This window comes from Planotetraspora silvatica, from assembly GCF_016863315.1.
Lineage (GTDB): Bacteria > Actinomycetota > Actinomycetes > Streptosporangiales > Streptosporangiaceae > Planotetraspora > Planotetraspora silvatica.
Genome location: NZ_BOOQ01000007.1, coordinates 50,903 through 76,152, shown reverse-complemented (window position 1 = coordinate 76,152; position 25,250 = coordinate 50,903). Strand labels below are relative to the sequence as shown.

The following is a 25,250-nucleotide window of genomic DNA, read 5'->3' as shown; positions in this document are numbered from 1 at the left end:
GCGATCACTCGCCGAGTGGGATCCCGTACAGCGCGGTGTCGGAGGTCACGTAGAGCATGTCGCCTGCGGGCACCAGCGTCCGACCTCCCCCGCGCGGGCCGTCGAACGGACGCTCCCGCCCGTCGCTCAATCGCCAGGCGCGGATGTCGGCCGGGCCGGAGTCGTCCACCATGTAGACGACGCCTCCCGATATCACGGGAGCCCCTCGCAGACCATGCGCTCTGTGATGGACCGACCAGTTCTTCCTGCCGGTGCGGACATCGACGGCGACGATCCCGTCCAGCGACCCGGCGCACAGGACTTCGCCGTCGATCGCGAGCGACGTCGCGCCGGGAATCAGGATCTTCGCGTCGTCGCCGTCAGGTCTGAACGTCCACAGCTCCCGTCCAGTGCGGGCGTCCCACCCGTGGATCCGCACAGCGTCGTCAGGCGTCTCGGCGCTCGCGACGTAGATCGCGTCCGCTTCGACGACGGGTTGCGACATCAGCCCGGCGGGGAACGTCCACATGCTCCGGCCGGAGCCGACGTCGACGCCGACCAGTTCCGACGTGGTGGAAAGCGCGAAATTCGGATCGCCGGTAGGCGAAAGGATCGCCCGTACGACATGGACGAAACCGGCGACCTCGGTGCTGAGCCAATTAATACTGCCCGAGGTTCCGGGCCGTCCGCCTCCAGCGTGAGGTACGACGGTCCACTTCGCCGCGGCGACGTCGGCCGTCCACCTCACCGTGCCGTCGACGCCGTCGAGGGCACGGAACCAGTCGGTGTTCGGGTGCGTGACCGGGTCGCCCATATCGGCCCGCAGTGTGCCGACGAAGGTCTCCAGGACGACCGGGCCACTGACCGCCAGCCGAGCGACGCTGAAGAGGTGGAACGTGTCAGACGCGACCTCGCTCCGCCAGACGACCTCGCCGGTGGCCGCGTTCAGAAGCCGGAGCACACCGTCGGAATCGTGCACCAGAACCGATCCCGGCAGAGGGCCGCCGATGAAACGGAAGGACCCCACGGTGCCGTGGCGCCAGACGGGCTCGCCCGTACGGCGATCGAGGGCGACCACCGCGCCCTCCGGCGAGTTCGGCGCGGGGATCGCGCCGTCCGCCGGGTGGGGGGTGCCACCGACCACCACCATGTCACCCGACAGGAGGATACCGGTGTCGACCGGCACGCCCGGCTCGGCTTTCCACCGGGTGGCGCCTGTCCCCGCGTCCAGCGCGTGCACGGTTCCGCGCGCGTCGTACAGATAGAGGTCGTCGCCCGACCGCGCCATCGTGCACATGGGGCCGACCACGATCGGACGCTGCCACCCGGCTGAGGTCGGCGCCGGCGCCGGCGACGGCGGCCGGAACTCGCTTTTCGGTGACGGTTCGGACCGCGACGACCGCATCCCCGCGACGTACCAGGCGAGACCGGCCGCCCCCAGGCCCAGGGTGAGGCCGGACACGATGATCTCCCGGCGCGAGAGAGACCGCCGGTCGCCCGCCCCGTCCTCCGTCACGACTCGGCCAGCCGCCGGTAGTAGTCGATCATCGCGGTCACGCCGGGATGGACGACCAGGGAGGAGCCGGCCGTGAAGTTCCTGAGGCCGCTCAGGACCTGGGCCGCGCAGGCCCGTACCTCGTCGTCGACGGGCTTGGGAGAGTCGCCCAGAACATAACTGGCGTAATCGGCGTCAGACAGCTCGTAGTAGTCGGTCCAGACGCCGTCTCCCCAGTACGCCTCCTTGCCCCCCTTGGACACCCCGTATACGGAGAAGCGCCACATCAGCGTCAGGCCCGCCTCCTCCTCGGGGCCCATGGTGATCGACAGGGCGTCGGCGTCGTGCGGCTGCACCGCGAAGACCTGAGGTTCGGTGTGCGCCCAGGACCCCTGGAGTTTCTCGGGGAACCGGAAGTCGTAGTTGAGAGTCGCCTTCACGCCTTCACCCCCGCCGCCTTCACACGTCGACGGCACGAAGGTCGAGTGGACGACAAGCTTCACCCCGGTCAGCAACGCCGTGTCCTCGGTGGAGTTGCGAAGGGTGACCACGAGCGCGCGGCGCTCCCTGGAGTCGCCGCCGGGCACCGTTGAGCCCGCCGAGGGGGCGGTGGTCCGGCCGTCGGACTCGTACTGGGACACCGGAACGTCGACCGGTTCGCGCGACGGCGACAGATCGACCAGTTCCAGCCTCTCGTCGGCGGGAACGGCGGAAACACTGGGAGTGCCACGGGTGGGCTCCGTCTCATCCGCCGGGGCCACCATCTGCAACACGCCGAAGACGACGGCGGCCACGACACCGGCGATCGCCGTGATGCCCCCGACGGCCTCCCAGGAGAGCTGGAAACGCTTCGGCGGCCGCGTCTTCGGGACCGGTCGGGGCTTCTCATCGGACTGCTCGGAGACCTTCTCCGGCTCCGGCTTCCCGGACGACATCGCCATGGCCTCCAAGAAACCGATGACCACATGGACAACCGCGATATGCCAACCAAAGGCGAGATTAGCACCAAAGATCCGCAAAATAGGGTTAGGAATTCGACCTCAACGGCCGACCTGATCCGGTCCGACGCCCCTGCCCGGCATTGCCCCCCGCGAGGTCGGCCTGAGCCGGCGGTCGTTCAATTTTCTACTTATCCGAAGTGGCCTGGGAGTTCGCCGACCTCGAATGCCGAGAGCGGTGTTCCACCTGATCGCGACGGGTGTGAGCTCCCGAACCCCCGCAGGAACAGGGCATGCTGACAGCGCAACCTTCCCAACAGGTGCGGTCCTACACAATGTTCACATAACCCGACACCTAGGCTAGGTGTAACGCAGCCACCCAAATGCCACATTTTGTTCATACAGTTACGAAATGGACTTCAACGGATCCCATGGAGATATCCGCCGCTCCGTGCAGCAGGCTCTGAGCTCGGCGCGCAAGGGCGATCCCGCGCCGAACGGCATCGCCTCGACGCGGAAGACCCCGGTCATCTCCAGGTCCGGGCCCGTCCCCAGCCCCGGCAGTACCGACTGTTCAGCGGAGGGCGCAGGTGACTCATAGCCCATCACGGCCCCCTCTCCCGAACCGGGCGCACACTCCCAGGGCCACCGACCCGCTCGCACCGGCCCATCGGAGGGCGACATGGTGACCCGCGCCATCTCCCACCGCACGACCGGCGGCAGGAGATTCCGCTGGACCATGTACCGGCCGCAGTCGCTCCGGGCGCGCTACACGATGGCCGCGACCGCGTTGTCGTTCCTGGTCCTGACCGGGGCGGGCGCGAGTCTGGACATGGTCATCCGGCACAAGCTCGAAACCGACGCGTGCGCCGAGACCAGACGTGTCGCCGGGCGGTGGAGCACGGCGTTGCGCAACGGCGACGTGCCGCACACGATCCCGGTCTTCAATCAGGTCAAACTCGTCCAGGTCGTGGATTCCAGGGACCGCGTCATCGAGTCCAGCAAGCCGGCCGCCGGTCTGCCGCCGCTTTCCGCGGTGCGGCCGCCGCCCGACAATCCGATCCAGAAGCTGACCGAGTGCGGCCCGGGCGGATGCTCTCTTCTCGCGGCCATCAGGACCTCCCGGGAAGCGGACTCCACCTTCGTCTACGCCGCGCTTCCCGCGCCGTCCATCCTGACGAAGCACCGCCTGGAGTTGCTGATCGCGGCCGCGGCCCTGCCGTTGCTCGCGGCGATCGCCCGGCTGACCTGGGCTCTCCTCGGCAGGTCCCTGTGCCCGGTGACACTGAGCCGCGCCAAGATGTCGGAGATCACCCCGAACGACCTGAGCCTGCGGCTGCCTCAGCCGCCCGGTCGCAACGAGATCTCCCAGCTCGTCGGCACCGCCAACGAGGTCCTCGACCGGATGGAGACGGCGGTGCAGCACCACCGCCGGTTCGCCTCCGACGCCTCCCACGAGTTGCGGACACCGATGGCCGGAATGCGCCTCCAACTGGAGAGCGCCCTTCTCGATCCGGAAAATGTTAACGCGCACGATGCCATCAGATCGGCGCTCATGGGCGTCGACCGCCTTCAGGCGATCGTCGACGATCTGCTCGTCCTGGCCCGCATCACCGGCGAGGAACCGGCCCCACCCGACGCCGTCGACATCGACGACCTGGTCCGCGATGCCGTGGAGCGGCGGGACGGCGGCGTGCCCGTGCACGTCCATCCATCAGGCGGCGCCCGCGTCAACGGCACGTGCGTCCAGCTCATGCGGGTCATCGAGAACCTTCTCAACAACGCACAGCGTCATGCGGAGACCCGGGTGGACGTCGCCATCGAGACGGTGGGCGGCGAGGTCGTCGTCACCGTGTCGGACGACGGCGACGGCATAGCGCCCCGGGACCGTGAGCGCGTCTTCGAACGCTTCACGCGGCTGGACTCCGGCAGGCGCCGCGATCCCGGTGGCAGCGGCCTCGGGCTGGCCATCTCCCGCGAGATCGCCGAAGCCCACGGCGGGACGCTGTGCTGCGAGGACGCGCCCCTGGGCGCCCGCCTGGTCCTCCGGTTGCGGCTCCTCGACCAGAGAAGCGATCCGCTGACGGCCGCCTGAGGGCGCCCCACGACCCGGCGCGGGCGGGGAGAAGCCCACCGCGTCCCGTACGGCTAGATGTGCTCTTCCGCCGACGCGGGCGTCACGCGGCTGATCCGGCCATGCCGGTGAATCCGACGACCAGGCCCTCGATCTGGGCACGCAGGTCCGCCGCGGTGATCTGGGGATCGAGCAGCGCACTGACGCACTGGCGGCGCAGGGCGCGGTTGAGGGCGATCGCGGACTCGTCGCCGATGCCCGGATGGGCGATCCGGATGGTGTCGACCAGACCGATGACCTCGGTCTCGAGCGCCTCGTCGAGGAGGGCGCGGAACGTGTCGATGCCGAGATGGGTCGCGGCGAGCACCGAGGGGGCGACGAAGGCGCCGGCGGCGGCGGTCAGCGAGTCCAGGCTGGCCGCGAGGTAGGCCTGCGGATCGGTCAAAGCCAGGTGGCCGTGCCGGTCACGGAACCTCGCGCAGAGGCGTTCGAGGTTGGCGGGCGAAAGGCCGAAGAGCAAGAGCTCCCGCTTGTTCGGGAAGTAGTGGTACAGGCCCCCGACCGACATCCGCGCAGCCCGCGCCGCTCGCGCCATGGTGATCTCCTTGACACCGTACGCGCTGATCAGCGGGGCCACCGCCAGGAAGATCTCCTGCTGACGCCCGACCCGATCCTCGGCCGGTCGCCCAGGTTTTCCGAACATGGCGGCAGCTTCCTTCCGACAATCCCGAGCCCACTTGTGCGCCCTGATGACGATCTGAAGACTTCTCATGACGGTTCGCCGGGCCCACCCACCGTCGCCTCTTCAGCCCGTTTCTCTGGGGGACAGCCATGACCGAAAACAACGTCGAGATTATCAGGCGGCTCTACGACGCCTTCGAGACGCACGACTTCAATGTGATCGCCGAGCTCTTCGACCCCGAGGTCGAGATCTACCAGTCGGAGCTGCTGCCCTGGGGCGGGAACTACAAGGGGCACGACGGAGCAGTCACCTTCTTCACCGGGCTTCTCCAGCACATCGACTCCAAGGTGACCGTCGAGCAGATCATCGAAGCCGACGATCGCGTCGTGGAGGTCGGCCGTACCGTCGGCACGACCACGAACGGCTCCGTCCCCTTCGACGTCCCCGAGGTTCACGTGTGGCAGGTGCGCGACGGCAGGATCGTCCGCATGGAGTCCTACGTCGACGTCCCGCTCATGCTCAAGGCGCTGAGCTGACTCAGGACCGACCAGGCGGTCACGCCGGCGCGGCCGTGCACACCCCGCGCCGGCAGGCCGTGATCCCCGGATCGCACGTGGTGCTCAGAGAGTCTCGGTCACGGGGCGGCGGCCACCGAGGCGGGCGGGAACAGCGGTGAGCGCCGCCACCACGAGCACGGTTGCCAGCACCGTGGCGAGCAGCTGCCAGAGCGAGGGAAGCGCGGCCCTGTCGCCGTCGCCGCCGGTGATCGCGTTTATCGCGGCGAACAGTGCGAAGCCGCCCGGGAAGACGCCCAAGACAGCACCGACGAGCGCGGGCAGAACCTGTGCGGCCGCCAGTGCCGCACTCACCTCACGAGGGGTTGCGCCGAGGGCGCGCGCCAGCGCCGACGAATGCCGGTTGTCGAGCACCGTCGCCCAGGTGATGACGATGGCGTTGACCGCCGCCAGGCAGAGCAGGATGACCGTCCAGACGAGAAGCACATGGCGCAGCACCTCCACCTGGGCATCGTCATATCCGCCGGTGAGCGGCTGGGTGGTGAGGAAGGCGTTGAGCACCAGGAGGACGTAGATCCCGCTGACTGTGATCGCGATGCTGACCGCGGCCAGGACGACCCGTCGCGGCCGTCGGGCGGCGACCCGCAAGGCGAGAAGCAGCGGGACGGGCAGTCGCGCCGAGATCGCGATCAGCCAACCGACGCGGCGAGGTGGGCGTGCCGAGTCGGCCAGCGCGTCGACGGTGCTGGAGCGGGCGGCGTGCACGGCCGGAACAAGGGTCGCGACCACCGCGACGCCGAGTGCCACGGCGGTCACCGAAACGGCCGTGGACATGGTCATCGACGGCGTGCCCGCGCTGCCGACGAGGCCAGCGCTGGACTCGGTGAGCAACGGAGCGGTCAGCGATCCGACCGCCAACCCGGCCGCGGCCGCGACGACGGCCACGAGGACATACTCCGCGAGCAGCACGGCGGCGACCAGGCTCGGTGTGCCGCCGACTGCTTTGAGGAGTCCGACGCGTCTGGTCTGATCGGCCATCCGGCCGCCGGCCAGCACCGAAAGACTGGCCACGGCGAGCAGACCGAGCAGCCAGGCTCCGATCAGCAGCAGGATCTGGGAGTCTCTGGCCAGCTCGGTGGCGTCTTCGAGGATGTTCTCCCAGGACTCCAGGCGGGGGGCGTCCCGGCTCTCCCGGAGGTTCGCGTCGACGAACGCCTGCGCCTCATCCGGGTCGGCCAGCTTCAGGTTCATCACGTAGGACAGGGAGTCCGAATCGGTGGCGAGGCTCCGCACATCCGCCTCGGTGAGCCAGACCAGACCTGGATTCTGTAACAGGCCCGGAGGAAGCTCGGACAGCTCCTCGGGAGTCGCACCGCTCGCGCAACCGACGGAGACGATGCAGGACGACCCCGGGTAGGGCGGCATGGCGGCGGTGACCGCGACGCCGACGACCTCGAACGAACGGCCGTCCAGGGTGACCGGATCACCGACGCGCACATCGAGCGCGTCGGCGAAGGCGGCCTCGACCACCACGCCGCCGTCGCCGACCCAGCTGCCCTGTGTCAGCTCAGGCTGGTCGACCGACACGGATGCGGCGTCGCGGCCCACGGCCTGCACATCTGACGTTCGATCGGATGCCTGAAGTTTCGCCGGGATGACCGGGTACGGTCCGCCGTGGCCGATGACGCCGGGAGCGCCGGCCAGGTTCTCGAGACCGGAAAGCTTGGCGGGCCGGCTGACGCCGGCGACCACGTCGGGTCCGTTGGTCGCCTCACGGGTGCTCTGGTACGGGTCGCCGGCCGCGTCGCTCAGGACGAGCCCGAGAGTCAACGTCGTGGTGGCCGCCATGATGGCAAGCAGCAAAAGCGCGGCCTCGGTGCGGCGCCGCCGGAGATCACGCACGGCGAGGCGGCCCACGAGAAGGATGCGACCCGTCACCTCAGTCCTCCAGTCCGGCGAGGGCGCCGACCGCATCTCCCGGGCCGATGTCGAGATCGACCCCGTCGACGGCGCGCAGCGATCCCTCTCCCTTCTCCTTTCGCGACCCGCGGGCGAGCAGCACGGACGTGTCGGCGGCGGTGTTCACGATCCACTCCTTCGGCAGGTCCAGTTCTGCTCGCATGCCTCGAGCCAGCGCAGGTCCGCCTGAAGCCGGAGCACGATGCCCTCCAGCAACAGCCCCGCGTCCGAGCGGTCCGGCTCGGCCATGGCGGCGCGCTGGGCGTCACGCAGCCGGCGCAGCAGCTCGCGTCGCTGGGTGTCGACGATGGTGAGCGGGTCGGCCAGGCCGGCCGACGCGGCCGCGATCAGCTTGAGATGGAACTCCGCGAGGTCGGGCCGTGGCCAGCTCACCTCGGCGATCCACTCGGCGACTCGCTGTTGGCCGTCGGGGGTGAGGGCGTACACCTTGCGATCCGACCGGTCGGCGTCATCGGCGGATTTCTCGACCGACAGCAGGCCGGCCTTTTCCAGCCGGGTCAGGGTGACGTAGATCTGCCCGGCGTTCATCGCGTCGCCGAGGGGGCCGAGCGCGTCGCGCAGCCGTGCGCGCAGCTGGTAGCCGTGCGAGGGCTCCTTGGCCAGCATCGCCAGCACCACTTCCTGCTGCATGGGCCCTCCTATGATCGTTGGTCACCATGGCTAACGGTTATCCCCATCGCTGTCAAGCCCTCACGACGCGATGGCGAGACCGCCCGCGACTTCCCGGGCGAGGTTTCCGCGAACCGTTCGACCCTGCCGTTCCGGCAGGGGGCAGTGGGGCTGGATGAACCTTTGGCGGCTTTCCCCGGTGCGTGACGACTGCGCGGAAGTCGGGGTGGCGGAGACAGGCCCAGGCGTTGCCGGTGATTCCTTTTCATTTCTCACGGAATCGTGAGCGACTTCCGTGAGAAATGAAAATCGCGCCATTAGCGGGGTGGCGGCGCCCGCCAGGCCGGGGTTCACCCTCGGACCCCAGTTCGCCCTCGGATCACGGAGGAAACCCGTTCTCGCGGCCGGAGAGCACGTCGTCACCCGACGGCGCGGCCCCGCCCGACGCCCTGCTCTTGCGGCCGGAGAGCACGTCGTCACCTGACGGTACGGCCCCGCCCGACGCCCGGAGCCGGATGAAATCCTTGTGGCGGCCGCTTCCCTTCCCTGCGAACCGCGGGCGATATCAACGGCCCGCGTCGGATTTCCCGACCGCGCCGTGAATGGTCTAGGCCAATGGGATTCCCGCCTTCTCGCGCGAGCGGGAAATGGCGTCCGGTCTCGAAGAACGCACTCCTGAGCTCACCTCGAAGAAGGCATTCAGGTGAACCTCTTGTAACCCATTTGGCCGCGTGATGCGATACGTCCCAAGTCAGATGCCATCCCCCACACAAAAAGGCTCATCTATGACTAAAGCCGACATTCTGTACGAGCGTTCCCTGATAGAGGACCAGATTCGTGAATACACCCTCTGCAGCCGGCTTCAGGACATCACCGAGGCTCACCCCGACGCCCCCGCGTACTCGATGCGCGCCGGCGACGGCTGGGAGACGCTGACCTTCGCCCAGGCCAGGTCGGAGGTGCTGGCACTCGCGGCCGCCTTCGCCGCGCTGGGCCTGGAGGCGGGCGACGCCGTGACGCTCATGATGGTCAACCGCACCGAGCACGTGCTGGCCGACCTCGGGGCCGTCCACGCGGGGGCCACCCCGATCTCCGTCTACGCCACGCTCGCCCCCGAGCAGGTGACGTACATCGCGGGAGACTCGAACGCGAAGATCGCGGTGATCGGCGGAGCCGACGAACTGGCGCGCTGGCAGCACGCCCTGGATCAACTCCCGCACCTGACCAAGGTGATCGTGCTCGACCCGGAGGCGTGTCCTTCGGGCGACCGCTTCATGACCTGGGACGCCTTCGTCGCCCTCGGCAGGGAACGGCACGCGGCCGACCCGGCGCTCGTCGAGGGCCGCCTGCGTGCCGTACGGCCCGGCGACACCGCCACGGTGCTCTACACCTCGGGCACGACCGGCAACCCCAAGGGCGTGCCGCTGAGCCACCGCAACATCAGCTACGAGGTCAGCGCGATCGAGAGGACCTCCTCGCTCCCCGACCTGGGCACCCAGATCTCCTACCTCACCTACGCCCACATCGCCGAGCGGGTGCTGAGCCTCTACCTGCCCCTGTTCAAGGGCTCGCACGTCCACTTCTGCCCCGACCTCACGCAGCTCAGCACGGTGCTCCGCGAGGTGCGGCCGGTGCTGTTCTTCGGCGTCCCCCGGGTCTGGGAGAAGATCATGGCGGGGCTGCTCGCGGTCATGGACACCCAGCCCGAGGAGCAGCAGGCGCAGGCCAGGGCGGCGATGGCCGCGGGAGTCGCCTACATCGAGGCGGGCCAGAACGGCGCGACGCCCCCTCCTGAGATCGTCCAGGCCTACGAGCAGGCCGACGCGGCCCTGCTGTCACTCGTCCGGTCGCTGATCGGCTTCGACCGGGCGGGCTGGCTGTCGTCGGGCGCGGCACCCCTCTCCATCGAGGTGCAGCGCTTCTTCGCCGGCCTCGGCCTGAACATCCTCGAGGTCTACGGCATGACCGAGACCACCGGTGCGTGCACGGTCAACACCCCCACCAGGTACAAGCTCGGCTCGGTGGGCCCGGCGCTCCCCGGCGTCGAACTGAAGATCGCCGACGACGGCGAGGTGCTGATGCGCGGCCCCATCGGGACGTCGGGCTATCTCAACCTGCCGCAGGCCACGGCCGACCTCCTCGACGAGGACGGCTGGCTGCACACCGGTGACGTCGGCACCCTCGACGAGGACGGGTTCTGCCGGATCATCGACCGCAAGAAGGAGCTCATCATCACGGCGGGCGGCGAGAACATCTCCCCCGCCAACATCGAGAACCTTCTCAAGGAGCATCCCCTGGTGGGCCAGGCCCTGGCGTTCGGCGACCGCCGCCCCTACCCGGTCGCGCTCATCACGCTGGACGGCGAGGCCGCCCCGGCCTGGGCCCGCACTCAGGGCCTCACCTTCACCGGGCTCGCCGACCTGGCCGAGCACCCCCAGGTGCTGGCCGCGGTCGAGACCATCGTGACCAGGGCCAACGAGCGCCTGGCACGGGTTCAGCAGATCAAGAAGTGGAAGCTGCTGCCCGTGGAGTGGTCGACCCAGACCGAGGAGCTCACGCCCAAGTTCTCCCTGCGCCGCCGGATCATCCACAGCAAGTACTCCGACGCGATCGACCTGCTCTACGGAGACTGATCACCCCGGCGCGTGAGCCGGCCCGTCACGGACGCCGGCTCACGCGTCGGAGCTCTCCGGAACGCGCGGCGCCGATTCCGCCGAACCGCTTCGAGTCTCTCCGCGAAGCGCCGGCTCCCCTTGACCCAGGGCCGTGTCGACTCATCCCAGGGCCGTGTCGACCAGGGCCCGGGCCTCCTCCTGCACCTCGCCGAGATGGTCCCGGCCGCGGAACGACTCGGCGTAGATCTTGTAGACGTCCTCCGTACCGGAAGGGCGTGCGGCGAACCAGGCGTTCTCCGTGCACACCTTGAGCCCGCCGATGGCCGCGCCGTTGCCGGGAGCGGACGTGAGCACCTCGGTGATCGGCTCCCCCGCGAGCGTGCCGGCGGTGACCTGCTCGGGGGACAACCTGCTCAGAACCGCCTTCTGCTCGCGGGTCGCGGGCGCGTCGACCCGCGCGTAGGCGGGGTCCCCGAACCGGGAGACCAGACCGGAGTAGTGCTCGCTCGGCGAGCGGCCCGTGACCGCGATGATCTCCGACGCCAGCAGCGCCATGACGATGCCGTCCTTGTCGGTGGTCCACACCGAGCCGTCACGGCGGAGGAAGGAGGCGCCCGCGCTCTCCTCGCCGCCGAAGCCCAGCGATCCGTCGAGCAGCCCGGACACGAACCACTTGAACCCCACGGGAACCTCGACCAGGCGCCGGCCCAGATCGGCCGCGACCCGGTCGATCATGCTGCTGCTGACCAGGGTCTTGCCGACCCCCGTGTCCGGCCGCCATCCGGGCCTGTTGCCGTACAGGTAGGAGATCGCGACGGCGAGGAAGTGGTTGGGGTTCATCAGCCCGGCGTCGGGGGTCACGATGCCGTGCCTGTCGGCGTCCGCGTCGTTGCCCGTCGAGACGTCGAAGGCGTCGCGCTTGCCGATCAGGGACGCCATCGCGTACGGCGACGAGCAGTCCATTCTGATCTTGCCGTCCCAGTCGAGCGTCATGAAGCGCCAGGTCGGGTCGACCAGGGGATTCACCACGGTCAGGTCGAGCCCGTACCGATCCGCGATCTCCCCCCAGTAGGCCACACTGGCACCGCCCAGCGGATCGGCTCCGATGCGGACGCCCGCGTCCCGGACCGCCTCGAGATCCACCACCGATCCGAGGTCGTCGACGTACACCCCGAGGAAGTCGTATCGCCCGGTCGTGGACGCCGCCAACGCGCGGGCGTAGGGGATGCGCCGGACCTCCTTCAGGCCATCGGCGATCAGCGCGTTGGCCCGGTCCTGGATCCACGACGTGGCGTCGGTGTCCGCCGGGCCGCCGTTCGGCGGGTTGTACTTGAAGCCGCCGTCCGCCGGGGGGTTGTGCGACGGCGTGACCACGACCCCGTCGGCGAGTCCCGTCTCGCGACCGCGGTTGAAGGTGAGGATCGCGTGGGAGACGGCGGGCGTCGGCGTGTACCCGTCACGGCTGTCGATCAGCACGGAGACGCCGTTGGCCGCGAAGACCTCCAGCGCGCTGACCCGGGCGGGCTCGGAGAGGGCATGGGTGTCGACGCCGAGGAAGAGCGGCCCGTCCACGCCCCTGCTCGCCCGGAACTCGCAGATGGCCTGGCTGGTCGCGAGGATGTGGTCCTCGTTGAAGGCGACGTTGAGCGCCGATCCCCGGTGACCCGACGTCCCGAACGCGACCCGCTGGCCGGCCTGCTCGGGATCGGGGTGCAAGGCGTAGTAGGCCGTGACCAGACGGGCCACGTCAACGAGGTCGGAGGGGCGGGCGGGTTGTCCGGCGCGTGGGTCGGCCATGGGCTCTCATGCTCCTGCGGTTCGCCGTCAGACGGGGGCATCCGCCAGTCTGCCCCATATCCTCCGGCTCTCCCCTCCGGGAGGCGCCGCTGGTCACCGGCGGCCGTGCCGTACGAGAGGACCGCTTCATAGAATCGCCCAAAGGGGTCGTATCGTAACCGGGGCACGCGGGCGGCGAATGGTCCCGCGACCTGCCCGCGAATCCGTGATCCGCGCACGAACAGAGGGATGACAACGGTGACATCGACGCACGACGGAGCCGGCTCCGCGCCCGAGGCGGCGGCCCTGCACGAGATCGTCGAAGGCGTCTTCGCCTGGGTGCAGCCCGACGGCACCTGGTGGATCAACAACGCCGGCGCGGTGAACGGCCCCGACGGCACCATCGTCATCGACACCTGCGCCACCGAGCAGCGCACCCGCCGATTCCTGGCCGCCGTGGGCGCGGCCACCGGCGACGCGCCGCTGACCATGGCGGTCAACACGCACCTGCACGGCGACCACACCTACGGCAACAGCCTGCTTCCGAACACGACGGTGCTGATCGGCCACGAGGCCATGCGCGAGGGACTGCTGGTCGATCCGATCATCGACGGCTGCCCGCCCGTCTGGCAGCCGGTGCCGGACTGGGGCCGCGTCACGCGACGGGCCCCCTCGGTCGTCCTGCGCTCGGATCTGACGTTGTTCACCGGCTCGCGCCGCGTCGACCTGCTGCACCCCGGCCATCCCGCGCACACGACCGGCGACGTCGTGGCCTGGCTTCCCGAGGAGCGGGTCCTGTTCACCGGCGACCTGATCTTCCACGGCGTCACCCCGCTGGTGTTCATGGGCTCGGTCGAGGGGGCGATCGCGTCGCTGGGCTGGCTCGCCGACTTCGGCGCCGACCACGTCGTCCCCGGTCACGGTCCCCTCATCGCGGGGGCCGAGTTGCCCGGGGTGCTGGCCGGCATGGAGCGCTATCTCCAATTGGTGCTGCGGACCGCGCGGGCCGGGCTCGCCGAGGGCCTGACGCCGCTCGAGGCGGCGCAGCGCTGCGACCTCGGCGAGTTCGCGGACATGCCGGACGCCGAGAGGCTGGCGCTCAACCTGCACCGTGCGTACGCCGACGCCACGGGCACGCCGTTCGACCTCCTGGAAGCCATCGGCGACGCCGTACGGTACAACGGCGGCCCGATGGCGAGCGCCGTCTGACGCGCACCGCCGTCTGACGCGCACGGCACACGCGAGTCTGAGGCAGGCCGGCGCGAGCCTTCAGCCGCTTGCTTTCAGCGGAGCAGGCCCGCGCGAGCGCCACCTGACGGGCAGACCCGCGCGAGCCTTCAGTCGCTCTCAGCGGAGCAGGCCAACCCCGCTGAACCCGTCGATGCCGGGCAGCTTGGGGATGGTGGGCTCGTCCGGCTCCGGACGCCACTCCCCTGTGGACACCAGGCCCGGCTCGGCCAGCTCGAATCCGTCGAAGAACCGCAGGATCTCCATGCGGGTCCTGGGCGTCACGGAGCCGGTGGCGGTGCGGCGGTAGACCTCGCGGCCCTCCTGGAGCTTCCCGTCGTCGATGTCGCCGAAGGAGAGGTGATTGATCACCAGGCCGCTTCCGGGAGCGAGCCGGGCGCACAGCGTGCGGACCGCCCTCTCGGCGACGTCGTCCTCCGGGACGAAGTGGAGCACGGCGAGCATGAGCAGCCCGACCGGCTGGTCGAAGTCGATGTGAGCGAGGATCCGCGGGTCGCTCAGGATGGCCTCGGGTTCGCGCAGGTCGCCGTCCACGACGATCGACTGCCGGTCGTCCGCCAGCAGGCGGCCGCCCTGGGCGAGCACGATCGGGTCGTTGTCGACGTAGACGATCCGGGAGTCCGGCGCCACCCTCAGCGCGACCTGGTGGACGTTCTCCTGGGTGGGCAGGCCCGCGCCGATGTCGAGGAACTGGCGGACCCCCCTTTCCGCGAGGAAGCGCACCGCACGGCTGAGGAAGCGCCGATTGGCCTGGACGCCCTCCCTGATGTTGGGGGTCAACTCGGCGAGCTTGTCGGCCGCCGCCCGATCGGAGGCGAAGTTGTCCGTGCCGCCGAGGAGGTAGTCGTAGATCCGGGCGACGCTCGGAATCGCCGGATCGATCCCCGACGGTGCCTGTTCCATGTTGTTCATCCGTCCCTCGCCCGCGTCCGATGTTGATCTCAACGTAGCCAACAAACCCGGATATATGCGGAAACAGAAGCGGATCACGCGCCGTACGGCTGGAGTGACGTTCCGGCGAGTTTCACCGAGGGCCGGCGGCGGCGCCCACGGCCCCCCACCTGGCCGGCGGCGGATACCCCATGTCCTTGTTCCGGGGGATGCGGGCGGTCAGCACGAAGCCCCCCTCCTCCGTCGGAGCCCAGGCGAGCAGGCCCCCCAGGAGGACGACGCGCTCCTTGAGCCCCTCCAGCCCGTAGCCGGTCCCCGCGGGCTGGAGAATCACCCTGGCCGGGCGCGGCTCGCCGTCGGGCTCGCCGTTGATCACCGACACCCTGGTCACCTCGCCCGTGGTCTCGCAGAGCACCCGCACCTCGGATCCCGGCGCGTGCTTGCGGACGTTGTTGAGCCCCTCCTGGACGATCCGGTAGCACGCGTGGCCGGTCTCCCTGGAGAGTGCACCCGTGTCGAGCCGGAGGTCGATCCGCAGGCCCATCGCGGAGCACTCGTCGATCAGCTGCGGGATCGCGTCGATCCCCTTGGCCGACGCGGGGATGTCTCCGCGGCGCACCACCGTCAGCAGGTCCCTCAGCTCGGACAGCGCCCGCACGCCCTTGTCCTCGATGATCCTGGCCAGCGAAACGACCTCCGTCCGGTCCTCGGTGTCCCGGATGATGCCGGCGTTGAGGACCATCACCGTGACCGCGTGGGTGACGGTGTCGTGCAACTCCCCCGCCAGGCGACGGCGTTCGTCGCACGCGGCCCGCTCTTCCCGCAACCACTGTTCCGACCGCATCGTGCGGTATCCCCTGACCCAGGCCCCGATCATCGCGGGGAGGTAGACCAGCGCCACGGCGCGGATCGCCTCGGCCCAGAGCAGATGCGACGGCGGCCGGGCCAGCAGGCTCATCGCCAGGTAGGCGACCGACGCCACCGCGGCCACCCGTTCCCACCTGCGTACGGTGGCATGCGCCGTCATCGAGTACGCCGCGATGGTCAGAGGCAGGAACTCCCCGGTGACCGCGAGGCAGATCACCGAGGCGACGAGGGGCGGCCAGGCCCCGCGACGCCGTACCAGCATGGCGAGCGACGCGGCGACGGCGGACAGCATGGCGAACCAGCGGGGGGCCGACACCCATGACGCGGGAGCGGCCAGTTCCGCGAGCGCCGGGGGAAGGCTGCAGACCAGGACCGCCACCGCCAGCGACACGTCGACGAGAACGTCTCGGTGACGTTCGGTGAATCCCCGCCATCCACCCTGCGCGTACCTGATTCCGGCCTCCATGGCGCCGCTCCGGGAGATTCCGTGACTTCAATCCCGATCGAGAATTTTGCGGCATTTGAATAGATTCGTCCGATTAGCGCTACCCGGGAGTGTGGAGGTCTAACCTGCACAAAGACCTCTTTAATCGACACCCCCGGCTCCCGGGGCGACAGGCCGTCAGACGCAGGCCCCATCGTGCGAGCCGTCAGGTAGATCGGCCTCGGGTGAGCCGTCCCGGCACAGATCGATTTCGGGCGAGCCGTCCCGGCACAGATCGACCTCGGGGACCGTCCCGGCGCGGGTGGATCGACCGTCGAGATCAGCCGGCCCCGCCGGCGACCACGTCGAGCAACATCCGGTCCCAGTCGGCCAGGAAGCGGCCGAGGCCGTAACGTGCGAGGGCCGCGGCCCGGGCCGCCTTGCCGGCCTGGGCGGCCAGTTCCGGCTCGGCGGCGAATCCCTTCAGCGCGGCCATGAGCGCGGGGACGCGCGTGGAGACGACCCCCGCCTCCGGCGGGACGGCCTCCACCGCCTCGGTGGTGGCCAGGGCGACGACCGGCATGCCGAGCATCATGGCCTCGATGAGCGACGCGCCGAGAGACGTCCAGCGATACGGGTGCAGGTAGACCCGCCGCCTGGCCAGTTCGGCAAGCGCCTCCCTCCGCGCCAGATCCTCGAAGGCGGCCATCCTGCCGTGGAGGCCGAGAGCGGCGGGCAGGCCGCCCACCCGCGTGCCGAAGACGTCGAGGGGGGCGGACACCGCGAAGGCGGGCAGCAGGTCGGTCCCCGCGACGCGCCATCGCCTGATCGGATCGTCGACGAACACGCCCGCACGTGTGAGTTCGCCGCTGTAGAGGTGGCCGGGATCGATCACGCCGTACTCGATCACCCGGGTGGGCGCGTCGCCCGAGTCCCAAAACAGGTCGTTGAAGTGCGTGACATGGACGAGGGGGATGTCGTCCCGGCCCGCCACGGGATGCAGGGCGTCCGGCACGTCGCCCACGGGGGTGTCGTGCTCGACGTACACGCCCGGCACGTCGCGCCCGAGCCATTCGCGGGCCAGCGCGATCTCGTGCGGCCGCTGGAAGACGACCACGTCCACCTCGGCGTCCCGGAGCAGGTCGCAGGGCACCTCACGCACGTTGTCCGGCCAGGGGAACATGCGTGACCGGCCTCTGCCGTCGGGCCCGCGGCCGGGCGTGAGCGGCATCAGATAGTCGTGGCCTCCCTGAACGAACGAGGTGGTCCACGAGTCGTGCACGTGCCACACCAGGATTCTCATCGATCCCCGCTCCCCGTCGATCGGCCATCCCGCCCGGCCCGTTCGGTCATCACCTGTTCATCGGCGTCTTCGCCGCGTCTCCACGACGTCTTCGCCGCATCTTCACGGCGTCTTCACGGCCCCTACGGGCGCGCCACCTCACGGGCCCCTCGGCTACCCGGGAGCGACCGGAACAAACAGCTCTGACGACTACACAACGTGACAACCTCGCGAGAATGTGTCCCCATTTAAGTTGAATTATCAATAAAAGTCCGTTTAGCGGAGCCGGTTGCGGTAACCAACCACCACACGCGCGACGGAGACGATCCGATGCGAACGCGGCCAGGTGCCGCTGGAGGTGGACGCACGATGACGGGTCTCCACGCGGTGGTCACGGGCGGCGCCGGGTTCCTCGGCTCCTATCTGTGCGAGCGCCTCCTCGACCTGGACGCCTCGGTGACCTGCATGGACAACTTCCTCAGCGGATCGCCGCGCAACGTCGAGCATCTGATGGGCCGGCCGGCCTTCCGCGTGCTGGAGTGCGACCTCACCGGCTTCGTCCACGTGCCGGGGCCGGTGGGCCTGGTGCTCCATTTCGCCTCCTCCGCGTCCCCCGCCGACTACCTGCGGCACCCGATCGAGACGCTCAAGGCCGGCAGTCTCGGCACCCTGCACGCGCTCGGGCTCGCCAGAGAGAAGGGCGCCCGCTTCGTCCTCGCCTCGACCAGCGAGGTGTACGGCGACCCGCTGGAGCACCCGCAACGGGAGAGCTACTGGGGCAACGTCAACCCGGTCGGACCGCGCAGCGTGTACGACGAGGCCAAGCGCTTCGCGGAGTCGCTCACCACGGCGTACCGGGAGTCCCACCGAGTGGACACGGGCATCGTCCGCATCTTCAACACCTACGGCCCGCGGATGCGACCCCACGACGGCCGGGCGATTCCCACGTTCATCCGGCAGGCCCTCACGGGCGAGGCCATCACCGTGGCGGGGGACGGCGGCCAGACGCGATCGATCTGCTACGTCGACGACACGGTGCGCGGCGTGCTCGCGCTGGCCGCGAGCGACTTCGCCGGCCCGGTGAACATCGGGAACCCCGTCGAGATGTCCGTGGTCGAACTGGCGGAGACGATCCGCCGCCTGACCGGATCCTCCTCGCCCATCCGGTTCGTGGAACGGCCCGTGGACGACCCGGACGTCCGCCGGCCGGACACCTCGCTGGCGGCCCGCAGGCTCGGCTGGCGGCCGCGGATCGATCCCGAGACCGGGCTGCTCCGGACCATCGCTTGGTTCGAGCGGGAACTCGGCAGGACGGACACCGCGGCCGTCTCTTGATCATGTGGCTTTCGTCCTGAAATTACCTCTTAATAAGAGGTATAGTTCACTTTATGACTCCGATGGGGACTCCTGCCACGGCCGACGAGGTGATGGCCGTCACGCTGGCGCTGCGCCGTGTCGTCCGCCGCCGCCTGCGTGCCGAGTTGCCCGGCCCACTGCTGCGCGGCGGTCAGGTGGAGCTGCTGCAACTGGTCGAGACCGAGCCCGGCATCGGCGTCGCGGCGGCAGCGCGGGCCCTGCATCTCGCGGGCAACTCGGTGAGCACGCTCGTGAACCAACTCGGCGCCTCCGGGCTCCTGCGCCGGGAGATCGACCCCGCGGACCGCCGTGCGGCCCGGCTCTTCCTCACCGACGCGGCGGTCGCCCGGCTCGCCCGCTGGCGCAACACCCGCAGCCGGCTCGTCGGCGACGCCTTCGCCCGGCTGAGCGACGACGAGGCCGCCACCGTCGCGGCGGCCCTGCCCGCCCTGCGGCACCTGCTCACAGAACTCGCGGAGGAACTCCCATGACACCGGCTCTGCGCTGCGTCGGGCTGCGGATGAAGTTCGGCGACACCGTCGCCGTCGACGGACTCGACCTGGAGGTGGAACGCGGCGAGGTGTTCGGCCTGCTCGGGCCGAACGGAGCCGGCAAGACCACGACGATCCGGATGATCACCACGCTCCTTCCCGCACCGCCCGGCGCGATCCAGGTGCTCGGCCGCGACGTCGCGCGGCAGCGGACCGCCGTACGCCGGTTGATCGGCTACGTCCCCCAGCAGTTGTCCGCTGACGGGACGCTGACGGGCAGGGAGAACGTGGCCCTGTTCGCCCGGCTGTACGACGTGCCGCGCGTCGGCCGCGCCGACCAGGTCGCGGCCGTCCTCGACGCGATGGACCTCACCGAGGTGGCCGACCGTCCGAGCAAGACCTACTCCGGCGGGATGGTCCGCCGGCTGGAGCTGGCCCAGGCCCTGGTCAGCGCCCCACAGCTGCTGATCCTCGACGAGCCGACCGTCGGGCTCGACCCCGTGGCCCGCGACGGCGTGTGGGACAAGATCGCCTCGATCCGCGCCGCCACCGGGATGACCGTCCTCGTCACGACGCACGCCATGCAGGAGGCCGACGAGCACTGCGAGCGCGTTGCCCTCATGCACCGGGGCCGCATCCGCGCACAGGGCTCCCCCGACGAACTGAAGGACGCCCTCGGACCCGGCACCACCCTCGACGACGTCTTCCGCCACCACACCGGCAACGCCCTGATCGGCGACAACGAGAACGGAGGAATGCGCGATGTCCGCGCTGCCCGTCGCACCGCCCGCCGCGTCGGCTGAGACCGAACCCGGACCACTCGCCCTGGCCCGCACCGTCGCCTCGCGGATCGCCACGACCTGCCTGGTCGAGTTGCAGAAACTCCGTCACGACCGGACGGAACTGGTCACCCGGGCCGTCCAGCCCGCTCTGTGGCTGCTCGTGTTCGGCCAGGTGTTCACCCGGATCCGGGCGATCCCGACCGGCTCGACTCCGTACCTGGACTTCCTGGCTCCCGGCATCCTCGCGCAGTCCGCGCTGTTCATCGCGATCTTCTACGGCATCCAGATCATCTGGGAGCGCGACGCGGGCGTGCTCGCCAAGCTGCTGGTGACGCCCACGCCGCGGATCGCGCTGGTCGGGGCCAAGGCGTTCGCGGCCGGAGTTCGCGCCGTGGCCCAGGCCGTCGTCGTGCTCGTCCTCGCGCTGATCCTCGGCGTGCATCTCGCGACCAACCCGCTCAAGATCATCGCTTTGGTCGCCGCGCTGCTGCTGGGGTCGGCGTTCTTCTGCTGCCTGTCGATCACCATCGCCGGCCTGGTGTTGTCCAGGGACCGGCTCATGGGCATCGGGCAGGCCATCACGATGCCGCTGTTCTTCGCGTCGAACGCGCTCTACCCCGTGCAGCTCATGCCGGGCTGGCTGCAGGTGGTCAACCACATCAACCCGCTGAGCTACGAGGTCGAGGCCCTGCGGGGACTGCTGGTCGGCACCTCCGCCAGGCTCCTGCTCGACTTCGGCGTACTGCTCGTGTCGGCCATCGTCATGATCGTCATCGCCTCGGCCCTACTCCCCCGCCTAGCCCGCGGCTAACCCCCCACCCCCCCTTTCCCGCGTGATCATGCACAGGTTCGAGATCATGCCCCTCGACCAGACCAAACCCCAGCCGTGATCATGCACACTTTCGGGAGAACACCGTCCCACCTGCGCATACGCGCATCGTGATCATGCATAGATTCGGCGGCATACCCTCTCACCTGCTCGAACGAGCGTCGTGATCATGCACGGAGGGCGGCACCCCATCCCGAGGTGTCGCCTTCCACGACTCGATCACAATCCCCCACGGCCGCCGTACAACCGACCCGAGACATTGCATGATCAGGAACGCCGTCCGCGCTGGTCGGCGCACATATCCACGAACCCGTGCATGATCACGCTCGGCATCGGTGCTGGTCAGTGCGTACATCCACGAACCTGTGCATGATCACGGCGGAGGGGTTTGGGCAGGTCATGGGGTATCTGCTCGTGGGGGGAGCCATTCGGGGGGTATTGCTCCCTCAGCGGACGCGGAATCCGGGGGCCACGTCATGATCGCTGTTCCTCTCGCACTTCTGGCGGCGGTGTGCAACGCCATCGCCTCCGTGCTGCAGCGCAAGGCCGCCCGATCCGTCCCGGCGAGTGAGGCGTTCCGCCTGGCGTTGATGTGGGACCTGATCCGGCGCCCGGCGTGGCTCCTCGGCATCCTGGCCCTCATCGGCGGCTTCCTCTTCCAGGCGACCGCGCTCGGCTTCGGCGGGCTCGCGCTCGTGCAACCCCTCCTCGTCGTGGAGTTGCCCGTCACGATGCTCATCGCCGCGTGGATGTTCAAGATCCGGCTCGGGCGGCAGTCGTGGCTGGCCGTCGGCGCCCTGACCGTGGGCCTCGCCATCTTCCTCATCGCGGCCGCCCCCGCCAACGCCGACCGGCTGCCCGGCCTCCTGGGCTGGGTGATCTCCGCGGCGGTCACGGCAGGGCTCGTGACACTGGCGGTCGCGGTCGGGATGGTCGCCGGCAGCGGGCTTCGCGGCGTGGCACTCGGGATCGCGGCCGGGCTCAGCTTCGCCTACACCGCGGTGCTGATGAAGCGGACCATCGACGTGCTGGAGAGGAATCCGCCCGCCGTGCTGACCACGTGGTCCCTTTACACCATGGTCGCCACGGGTCTGTGCAGCGTCTTCCTCCTGCAGAACGCCCTGCAGCGCTCGTCGCTCGTCGCCGTCCAGCCGGCGCTCACCGTGACTGATCCGGTGGCGAGCACCGGTTACGGCGTGGCCCTATTCGGCGAGGACATCAGGACGGGCCCCTGGGTGGTGCCGGAACTCGTGGGAATCGGCGTGATCCTCCTGGGCAGCGTGCTGCTCTCGCGCTCGGCCGCCATCCTGGGTCACGACGTCATCCGGGTGGACGACCCAGAAGAGATTCGGCGGACGCAGCGCTGAACAGCGCGGCCCCTCTGGCGATCATCCGGGCGCGCTCGGGTGTGCCGTCGAGGCGGTCGAGCGCCCCGATGAGCTCGGCCGCGTTCCGCGCGTAAACGCTCAGGCCCGACCGCGCCATGGCGAGCGCGCCGTCGCGCCCGTGCCCCGCGATGGGCCGGTAGGACACGACCGGCACCCCGGCGGCGAACGCCTCCCTGCAGGTCAGGCCGGCCGCGTTGTCCACCATCGCGTACGCGGCGGCGAACACGTCGGCCATGTCGTCGCACCAGCCGAGGGCCAGCCCCGTTCCGGCGTCCCGGAGGCGGCGCAGGAGACGGTCGCTCCGCCCGCAGAGGACGACGGGAAGATAGCGGCCGGACGCCGCCAGGACGCGGGCCGTCTCCTCGACCCGCCCCACGCCCCAGGCCCCGGCGGAGACGAGCACCGGCCGGTCGCCCTCCTGGATGCCGAGCCGCTCACGCGCCCGCGCGATGTCGGCAGCCGGCTTCAGGAACTCGGGCCGGACGAGCGGGGCGTGACAGAACGCGGGCCGCCCCGTCGCCTCCGCGACGACGAGGGCCGTCACGGCGTCGCCGCACAGGTACCTGTCGTTCCCGGGATGCAGCCACAACCGGTGCGCGGCGAAGTCCGTGACGATGACCACGCTCGGTACGGCGAGCCGGTCCCGTTCGCGCAGGTGACCCGTGACCTGCGCGGCCAGGTGAAACGTCGAGACGACCGCCTCGGGGGCGCGGAGCCGGACGAGCTCGCGGAGCGGCCCGGCGGCCAGAAGGGTCAGCGGCGAGGTCGTCGGAGCCCTCTCCGACACGAAGAAGATCTTGTAGATCGCGGCGTACAACCACGGCGCCGAACGGATCATCCAGCCGTAGCCACGGCGCAACGACGATCCCAGGCCCAGCGGGAGCAGCCGCAGGATGTCGACCACCTCGGCCTCCACGCCCTCGGCGGCCAGCCGTCGGCTGAGTTCGGCGGCGACGCCGTCGTGCCCGGCCCCCATGGCGGCGCTCAGGATGAGGATTTTTCGCCCCTTTGGCATCACGAGCGCCTTCCTTGAGAACACTTGAGGGGGTGACTCGCGCTGCTCTCGCGCTCGGACTCGGTGGTGCGGCCCTGCTGCACGCCGCCCCCGGCGCGACCTGGCTGCCCACCGTCCGCCGCCTGCTGCCCGGGCTGGCCGGGGCGGGGGCGCCCGACCACGTCGCCCTGACCTTCGACGACGGGCCCGACCCGAGGTCCACGCCATATTTCCTCGGCGAACTGGACCGGCTGGGATGCCGCGCGACCTTCTTCGTGCTCGGCGAGATGCTCGAACGCCACCCCGATGTCGGCCGCCGAATCGCGGAGGCCGGACACGAGATCGGCGTGCACGGCTGGCGCCACCAGAACGCCCTCACGACGCCGCCCGGCCGGGTCGCCGCCGAGATGGGCCGGGCGACCGGTCTGGTGAGCGCGGTCACGGGCGTGCGCCCTGCCTGGTATCGCCCACCGTACGGGGTGCTCAGCGCGGAGACGCTGGTCGCGGCCCGGTATTGGAGGTTGCGCCCCGTGTTGTGGACCGCGTGGGGACGGGACTGGACCGAGCGCGCGACCCCGGCCTCCGTGCTGGCGAGCATGGCCCCCGGCCTGCGCGGCGGGGCGACGCTCCTGCTGCACGACTCCGACCACACCTCGGCCCCGGGCGCGTGGCGCTCGGCGCTGGGCGCCCTCGGGCAACTGGTCGATCACTGCCGCTCCGCGGGACTGCGCGTCGGCCCACTGGCCGAGCACGGCGTCGACTGAGACTGCGACTGAGACTGGCTCCGGCTCGGCGCCGGATGACTTCCGCCGGGCTCCTACCCGGCCGCGCCTGGCCGTACGAGCCGGGGCCGTTCAGGCGCGCCAAGCTTTTACCTCACGCCATTACGGCAAAAGCATGGGAAAGCGCACCCATTAACCGACCTCTCCCGACAATAAGGATTTTGAATTCCCTCGACCTCACCGGTCGTGATCAAACATTTCGTCTGCCCGAGCGGCCACGTGCGTAAAGTCTGCCGAGCTCATGCCATGTTTTGTGGTGAATCGCGAGGGAGATCCTCTTGTCATGTTGTCGGGGGGAGGCGTTCTCCGCCACATTCGCAACGTCCGCAATGTCAGCAATATCGGCAATGTTGGAAACGTTGGGAGTGCGGGCGATGTCAGCGATGCCTGTGATGCGGCGCCGGTGCGCCGGGAGAACTTCCCGGTCGCCTCCCGGCTGCTGCCCGCTCGCTACCGACGCCACCTCATCGCGGTCTACGGGTTCGCCCGCCGCGTCGACGACATCGGCGACGCCGGCTCGGAAGGCGACCAAGGCGACCAAGGCGACCCACGTCAGCCACGTCAGCCACGCGACCGCCTCCGCCTTCTCGACGCCGTCGACGCGGACCTGACCCGCCTGTACGACGGCGGCGAGCCGCGACTGCCCGTCATCCGGGCGCTCGCTCCCACGATCGAGGCCTGCGCCATCCCCGCAGGTCCCTTCCACCGGCTCGTCGAGGCGAACCGGCGAGAACAGACGGTCACGCGGTACGACACCTTCGAGGATCTGCTGGCCTCCTGCGAGCTGTCAGCCAACCCCGTGGGGCACATCGTGCTGCACGTCTTCGGCCTGGCCGTGCCGGAACGGCTCGGCCTGTCCGACCGCATCTGCTCGGCGCTCCAGGTCATCGAGCACTGCCAGGACGTCGGTGAGGACTTCGCGCGGGGTCACGTCTACGTGCCGGGCGAGGACCTGCGGCGCTTCGGCTGCGTCGAGGCCGACCTGGCCGCGCCCTCGACCTCGCCGTGCCTGCGCCAGGTCATCGCGTTCGAGACGCGGCGCGCGGCGGCGCTGCTCGACGAGGGCGCGCCGCTCGTCGGCACGCTCGACGGGTTCGCCCGGCTGGCCGTGGCCGGCTACGTGGCGGGCGGACGCGCCACCGTCGCGGCGCTGGAGCACGGCCGGCACGACGTCCTCGGAACCACCATCCGGCCTCACCGAGACCGGTTGCTGATCGAGTGGTTGCGCGTCCTCGCGAGAGGGAGGTGAGCCG

22 protein-coding genes are annotated in these 25,250 nt (G+C 69.9%); 11 read left to right on the top strand and 11 right to left on the bottom strand.

The window, feature by feature from the left end; translation table 11 throughout:
- Positions 1 to 4 precede the first annotated feature (4 nt).
- Together Psi02_RS06845 and Psi02_RS06840 are read right to left on the bottom strand one after the other, a co-directional pair.
- The gene (locus tag Psi02_RS06845; RefSeq protein WP_203972599.1) at positions 5 to 1,441 is read right to left on the bottom strand and encodes an outer membrane protein assembly factor BamB family protein; all 1,437 of its coding nucleotides are present in this window, start codon (positions 1,439 to 1,441) and stop codon (positions 5 to 7) included.
- Between the two features lie 50 nt (positions 1,442 to 1,491).
- Positions 1,492 to 2,409, bottom strand: a complete 918-nt coding sequence (locus tag Psi02_RS06840; RefSeq protein WP_203972598.1) for a hypothetical protein — start codon at positions 2,407 to 2,409, stop codon at positions 1,492 to 1,494.
- Between the two features lie 685 nt (positions 2,410 to 3,094).
- Here Psi02_RS06840 and Psi02_RS06835 point away from each other — a divergent pair.
- Positions 3,095 to 4,507: a sensor histidine kinase gene (locus tag Psi02_RS06835; RefSeq protein ID WP_203972597.1), complete on the top strand. Its 1,413-nt coding sequence runs from the start codon at positions 3,095 to 3,097 to the stop codon at positions 4,505 to 4,507.
- A gap of 82 nt (positions 4,508 to 4,589) precedes the next feature.
- Here the strand turns inward: Psi02_RS06835 and Psi02_RS06830 are convergent, their stop codons facing one another.
- Positions 4,590 to 5,189 carry a TetR/AcrR family transcriptional regulator gene (locus Psi02_RS06830; RefSeq protein WP_203972596.1) on the bottom strand — a complete coding sequence of 200 codons (600 nt, stop codon included), beginning with the start codon at positions 5,187 to 5,189 and terminating at the stop codon, positions 4,590 to 4,592.
- 128 nt (positions 5,190 to 5,317) lie between these two features.
- Here Psi02_RS06830 and Psi02_RS06825 point away from each other — a divergent pair, with 128 nt between their 5' ends.
- The gene (locus Psi02_RS06825) at positions 5,318 to 5,704 is read left to right on the top strand and encodes a nuclear transport factor 2 family protein (protein ID WP_203972595.1); all 387 of its coding nucleotides are present in this window, start codon (positions 5,318 to 5,320) and stop codon (positions 5,702 to 5,704) included.
- Positions 5,705 to 5,788: 84 nt separating this feature from the next.
- Here the strand turns inward: Psi02_RS06825 and Psi02_RS06820 are convergent, their stop codons facing one another.
- From Psi02_RS06820 to Psi02_RS06810, 3 genes are read right to left on the bottom strand one after another with little or no spacing between them, the layout of a single operon-like run.
- Positions 5,789 to 7,621 (bottom strand): FtsX-like permease family protein, encoded by a 1,833-nt coding sequence (locus tag Psi02_RS06820; protein WP_239094668.1) that lies wholly within the window; start codon positions 7,619 to 7,621, stop codon positions 5,789 to 5,791.
- A gap of 1 nt (position 7,622) precedes the next feature.
- Positions 7,623 to 7,769 carry a hypothetical protein gene (locus Psi02_RS06815; protein ID WP_203972593.1) on the bottom strand — a complete coding sequence of 49 codons (147 nt, stop codon included), beginning with the start codon at positions 7,767 to 7,769 and terminating at the stop codon, positions 7,623 to 7,625.
- The gene (locus Psi02_RS06810) at positions 7,766 to 8,293 is read right to left on the bottom strand and encodes a PadR family transcriptional regulator (protein WP_203972592.1); all 528 of its coding nucleotides are present in this window, start codon (positions 8,291 to 8,293) and stop codon (positions 7,766 to 7,768) included. Before Psi02_RS06810 ends, Psi02_RS06815 begins: the two co-directional genes overlap by 4 nt.
- A gap of 764 nt (positions 8,294 to 9,057) precedes the next feature.
- Here Psi02_RS06810 and Psi02_RS06805 point away from each other — a divergent pair.
- Complete coding sequence (locus Psi02_RS06805) at positions 9,058 to 10,905, top strand: AMP-dependent synthetase/ligase (protein WP_203972591.1); 1,848 nt, start codon at positions 9,058 to 9,060, stop codon at positions 10,903 to 10,905.
- A gap of 141 nt (positions 10,906 to 11,046) precedes the next feature.
- On the opposite strand, the gene pgm is transcribed toward Psi02_RS06805, so the two are convergent.
- Complete coding sequence (gene pgm, locus Psi02_RS06800) at positions 11,047 to 12,684, bottom strand: phosphoglucomutase (alpha-D-glucose-1,6-bisphosphate-dependent) (RefSeq protein ID WP_203972590.1); 1,638 nt, start codon at positions 12,682 to 12,684, stop codon at positions 11,047 to 11,049.
- Between the two features lie 237 nt (positions 12,685 to 12,921).
- Between pgm and Psi02_RS06795 the strand changes: the two genes are divergently transcribed.
- Positions 12,922 to 13,872 carry an MBL fold metallo-hydrolase gene (locus Psi02_RS06795; RefSeq protein ID WP_239094667.1) on the top strand — a complete coding sequence of 317 codons (951 nt, stop codon included), beginning with the start codon at positions 12,922 to 12,924 and terminating at the stop codon, positions 13,870 to 13,872.
- Between the two features lie 138 nt (positions 13,873 to 14,010).
- Here the strand turns inward: Psi02_RS06795 and Psi02_RS06790 are convergent, their stop codons facing one another.
- The 3 genes from Psi02_RS06790 to Psi02_RS06780 form a co-directional block, all read right to left on the bottom strand.
- Positions 14,011 to 14,814, bottom strand: a complete 804-nt coding sequence (locus tag Psi02_RS06790; RefSeq protein ID WP_239094666.1) for an SAM-dependent methyltransferase — start codon at positions 14,812 to 14,814, stop codon at positions 14,011 to 14,013.
- Positions 14,815 to 14,935: 121 nt separating this feature from the next.
- Positions 14,936 to 16,135, bottom strand: coding sequence for a sensor histidine kinase (locus Psi02_RS06785; protein WP_203972588.1), 1,200 nt, complete (start codon positions 16,133 to 16,135; stop codon positions 14,936 to 14,938).
- Between the two features lie 298 nt (positions 16,136 to 16,433).
- A complete protein-coding gene (locus tag Psi02_RS06780) occupies positions 16,434 to 17,396 on the bottom strand; it encodes a glycosyltransferase (protein ID WP_203972587.1) in 963 nt (320 codons plus the stop codon).
- Positions 17,397 to 17,744: 348 nt separating this feature from the next.
- On the opposite strand from Psi02_RS06780, the gene Psi02_RS06775 reads away from it, so the two are divergent.
- The 5 genes from Psi02_RS06775 to Psi02_RS06755 all read left to right on the top strand — a co-directional run bounded on the left by Psi02_RS06775 (position 17,745) and on the right by Psi02_RS06755 (position 22,200).
- Positions 17,745 to 18,710 carry an NAD-dependent epimerase/dehydratase family protein gene (locus Psi02_RS06775; RefSeq protein WP_203972586.1) on the top strand — a complete coding sequence of 322 codons (966 nt, stop codon included), beginning with the start codon at positions 17,745 to 17,747 and terminating at the stop codon, positions 18,708 to 18,710.
- Positions 18,711 to 18,763: 53 nt separating this feature from the next.
- Positions 18,764 to 19,222: a MarR family winged helix-turn-helix transcriptional regulator gene (locus Psi02_RS06770; RefSeq protein WP_239094665.1), complete on the top strand. Its 459-nt coding sequence runs from the start codon at positions 18,764 to 18,766 to the stop codon at positions 19,220 to 19,222.
- On the top strand, positions 19,219 to 20,025 hold the full coding sequence (locus Psi02_RS06765) for an ABC transporter ATP-binding protein (protein WP_203972585.1): 807 nt from the start codon (positions 19,219 to 19,221) through the stop codon (positions 20,023 to 20,025). The genes Psi02_RS06770 and Psi02_RS06765 overlap by 4 nt, the downstream gene beginning before the upstream one ends.
- The gene (locus Psi02_RS06760; protein ID WP_203972584.1) at positions 19,985 to 20,815 is read left to right on the top strand and encodes an ABC transporter permease; all 831 of its coding nucleotides are present in this window, start codon (positions 19,985 to 19,987) and stop codon (positions 20,813 to 20,815) included. The genes Psi02_RS06765 and Psi02_RS06760 overlap by 41 nt, the downstream gene beginning before the upstream one ends.
- Positions 20,816 to 21,309: 494 nt before the next feature.
- A complete protein-coding gene (locus Psi02_RS06755) occupies positions 21,310 to 22,200 on the top strand; it encodes a DMT family transporter (protein ID WP_203972583.1) in 891 nt (296 codons plus the stop codon).
- On the opposite strand, the gene Psi02_RS06750 is transcribed toward Psi02_RS06755, so the two are convergent.
- Positions 22,154 to 23,236, bottom strand: coding sequence for an MGDG synthase family glycosyltransferase (locus Psi02_RS06750; protein WP_203972582.1), 1,083 nt, complete (start codon positions 23,234 to 23,236; stop codon positions 22,154 to 22,156). The two genes, Psi02_RS06755 and Psi02_RS06750, sit on opposite strands and share 47 nt — an antisense overlap.
- Before the next feature lie 32 nt (positions 23,237 to 23,268).
- Between Psi02_RS06750 and Psi02_RS06745 the strand changes: the two genes are divergently transcribed.
- The gene (locus tag Psi02_RS06745) at positions 23,269 to 23,979 is read left to right on the top strand and encodes a polysaccharide deacetylase family protein (RefSeq protein ID WP_203972581.1); all 711 of its coding nucleotides are present in this window, start codon (positions 23,269 to 23,271) and stop codon (positions 23,977 to 23,979) included.
- 421 nt (positions 23,980 to 24,400) lie between these two features.
- Positions 24,401 to 25,246, top strand: a complete 846-nt coding sequence (gene hpnC, locus Psi02_RS06740; protein WP_239094664.1) for a squalene synthase HpnC — start codon at positions 24,401 to 24,403, stop codon at positions 25,244 to 25,246.
- Positions 25,247 to 25,250 lie beyond the last annotated feature (4 nt).

Excerpts from the sequence above, each read along its gene's own strand:
- Psi02_RS06840 (WP_203972598.1), bottom strand. The coding sequence starts at position 2,409 with ATGTCGTCCGGGAAGCCGGAGCCGGAGAAGGTCTCCGAGCAGTCCGAT.
- Psi02_RS06835 (WP_203972597.1), top strand. The coding sequence starts at position 3,095 with ATGGTGACCCGCGCCATCTCCCACCGCACGACCGGCGGCAGGAGATTC.
- Psi02_RS06830 (WP_203972596.1), bottom strand. The coding sequence starts at position 5,189 with ATGTTCGGAAAACCTGGGCGACCGGCCGAGGATCGGGTCGGGCGTCAG.
- Psi02_RS06825 (WP_203972595.1), top strand. The coding sequence starts at position 5,318 with ATGACCGAAAACAACGTCGAGATTATCAGGCGGCTCTACGACGCCTTC.
- Psi02_RS06810 (WP_203972592.1), bottom strand. The coding sequence starts at position 8,293 with ATGCAGCAGGAAGTGGTGCTGGCGATGCTGGCCAAGGAGCCCTCGCAC.
- Psi02_RS06805 (WP_203972591.1), top strand. The coding sequence starts at position 9,058 with ATGACTAAAGCCGACATTCTGTACGAGCGTTCCCTGATAGAGGACCAG.
- pgm (WP_203972590.1), bottom strand. The coding sequence starts at position 12,684 with ATGGCCGACCCACGCGCCGGACAACCCGCCCGCCCCTCCGACCTCGTT.
- Psi02_RS06790 (WP_239094666.1), bottom strand. The coding sequence starts at position 14,814 with ATGGAACAGGCACCGTCGGGGATCGATCCGGCGATTCCGAGCGTCGCC.
- Psi02_RS06785 (WP_203972588.1), bottom strand. The coding sequence starts at position 16,135 with ATGGAGGCCGGAATCAGGTACGCGCAGGGTGGATGGCGGGGATTCACC.
- Psi02_RS06780 (WP_203972587.1), bottom strand. The coding sequence starts at position 17,396 with ATGAGAATCCTGGTGTGGCACGTGCACGACTCGTGGACCACCTCGTTC.
- Psi02_RS06775 (WP_203972586.1), top strand. The coding sequence starts at position 17,745 with ATGACGGGTCTCCACGCGGTGGTCACGGGCGGCGCCGGGTTCCTCGGC.
- Psi02_RS06770 (WP_239094665.1), top strand. The coding sequence starts at position 18,764 with ATGACTCCGATGGGGACTCCTGCCACGGCCGACGAGGTGATGGCCGTC.
- Psi02_RS06765 (WP_203972585.1), top strand. The coding sequence starts at position 19,219 with ATGACACCGGCTCTGCGCTGCGTCGGGCTGCGGATGAAGTTCGGCGAC.
- Psi02_RS06760 (WP_203972584.1), top strand. The coding sequence starts at position 19,985 with ATGTCCGCGCTGCCCGTCGCACCGCCCGCCGCGTCGGCTGAGACCGAA.
- Psi02_RS06755 (WP_203972583.1), top strand. The coding sequence starts at position 21,310 with ATGATCGCTGTTCCTCTCGCACTTCTGGCGGCGGTGTGCAACGCCATC.
- Psi02_RS06750 (WP_203972582.1), bottom strand. The coding sequence starts at position 23,236 with ATGCCAAAGGGGCGAAAAATCCTCATCCTGAGCGCCGCCATGGGGGCC.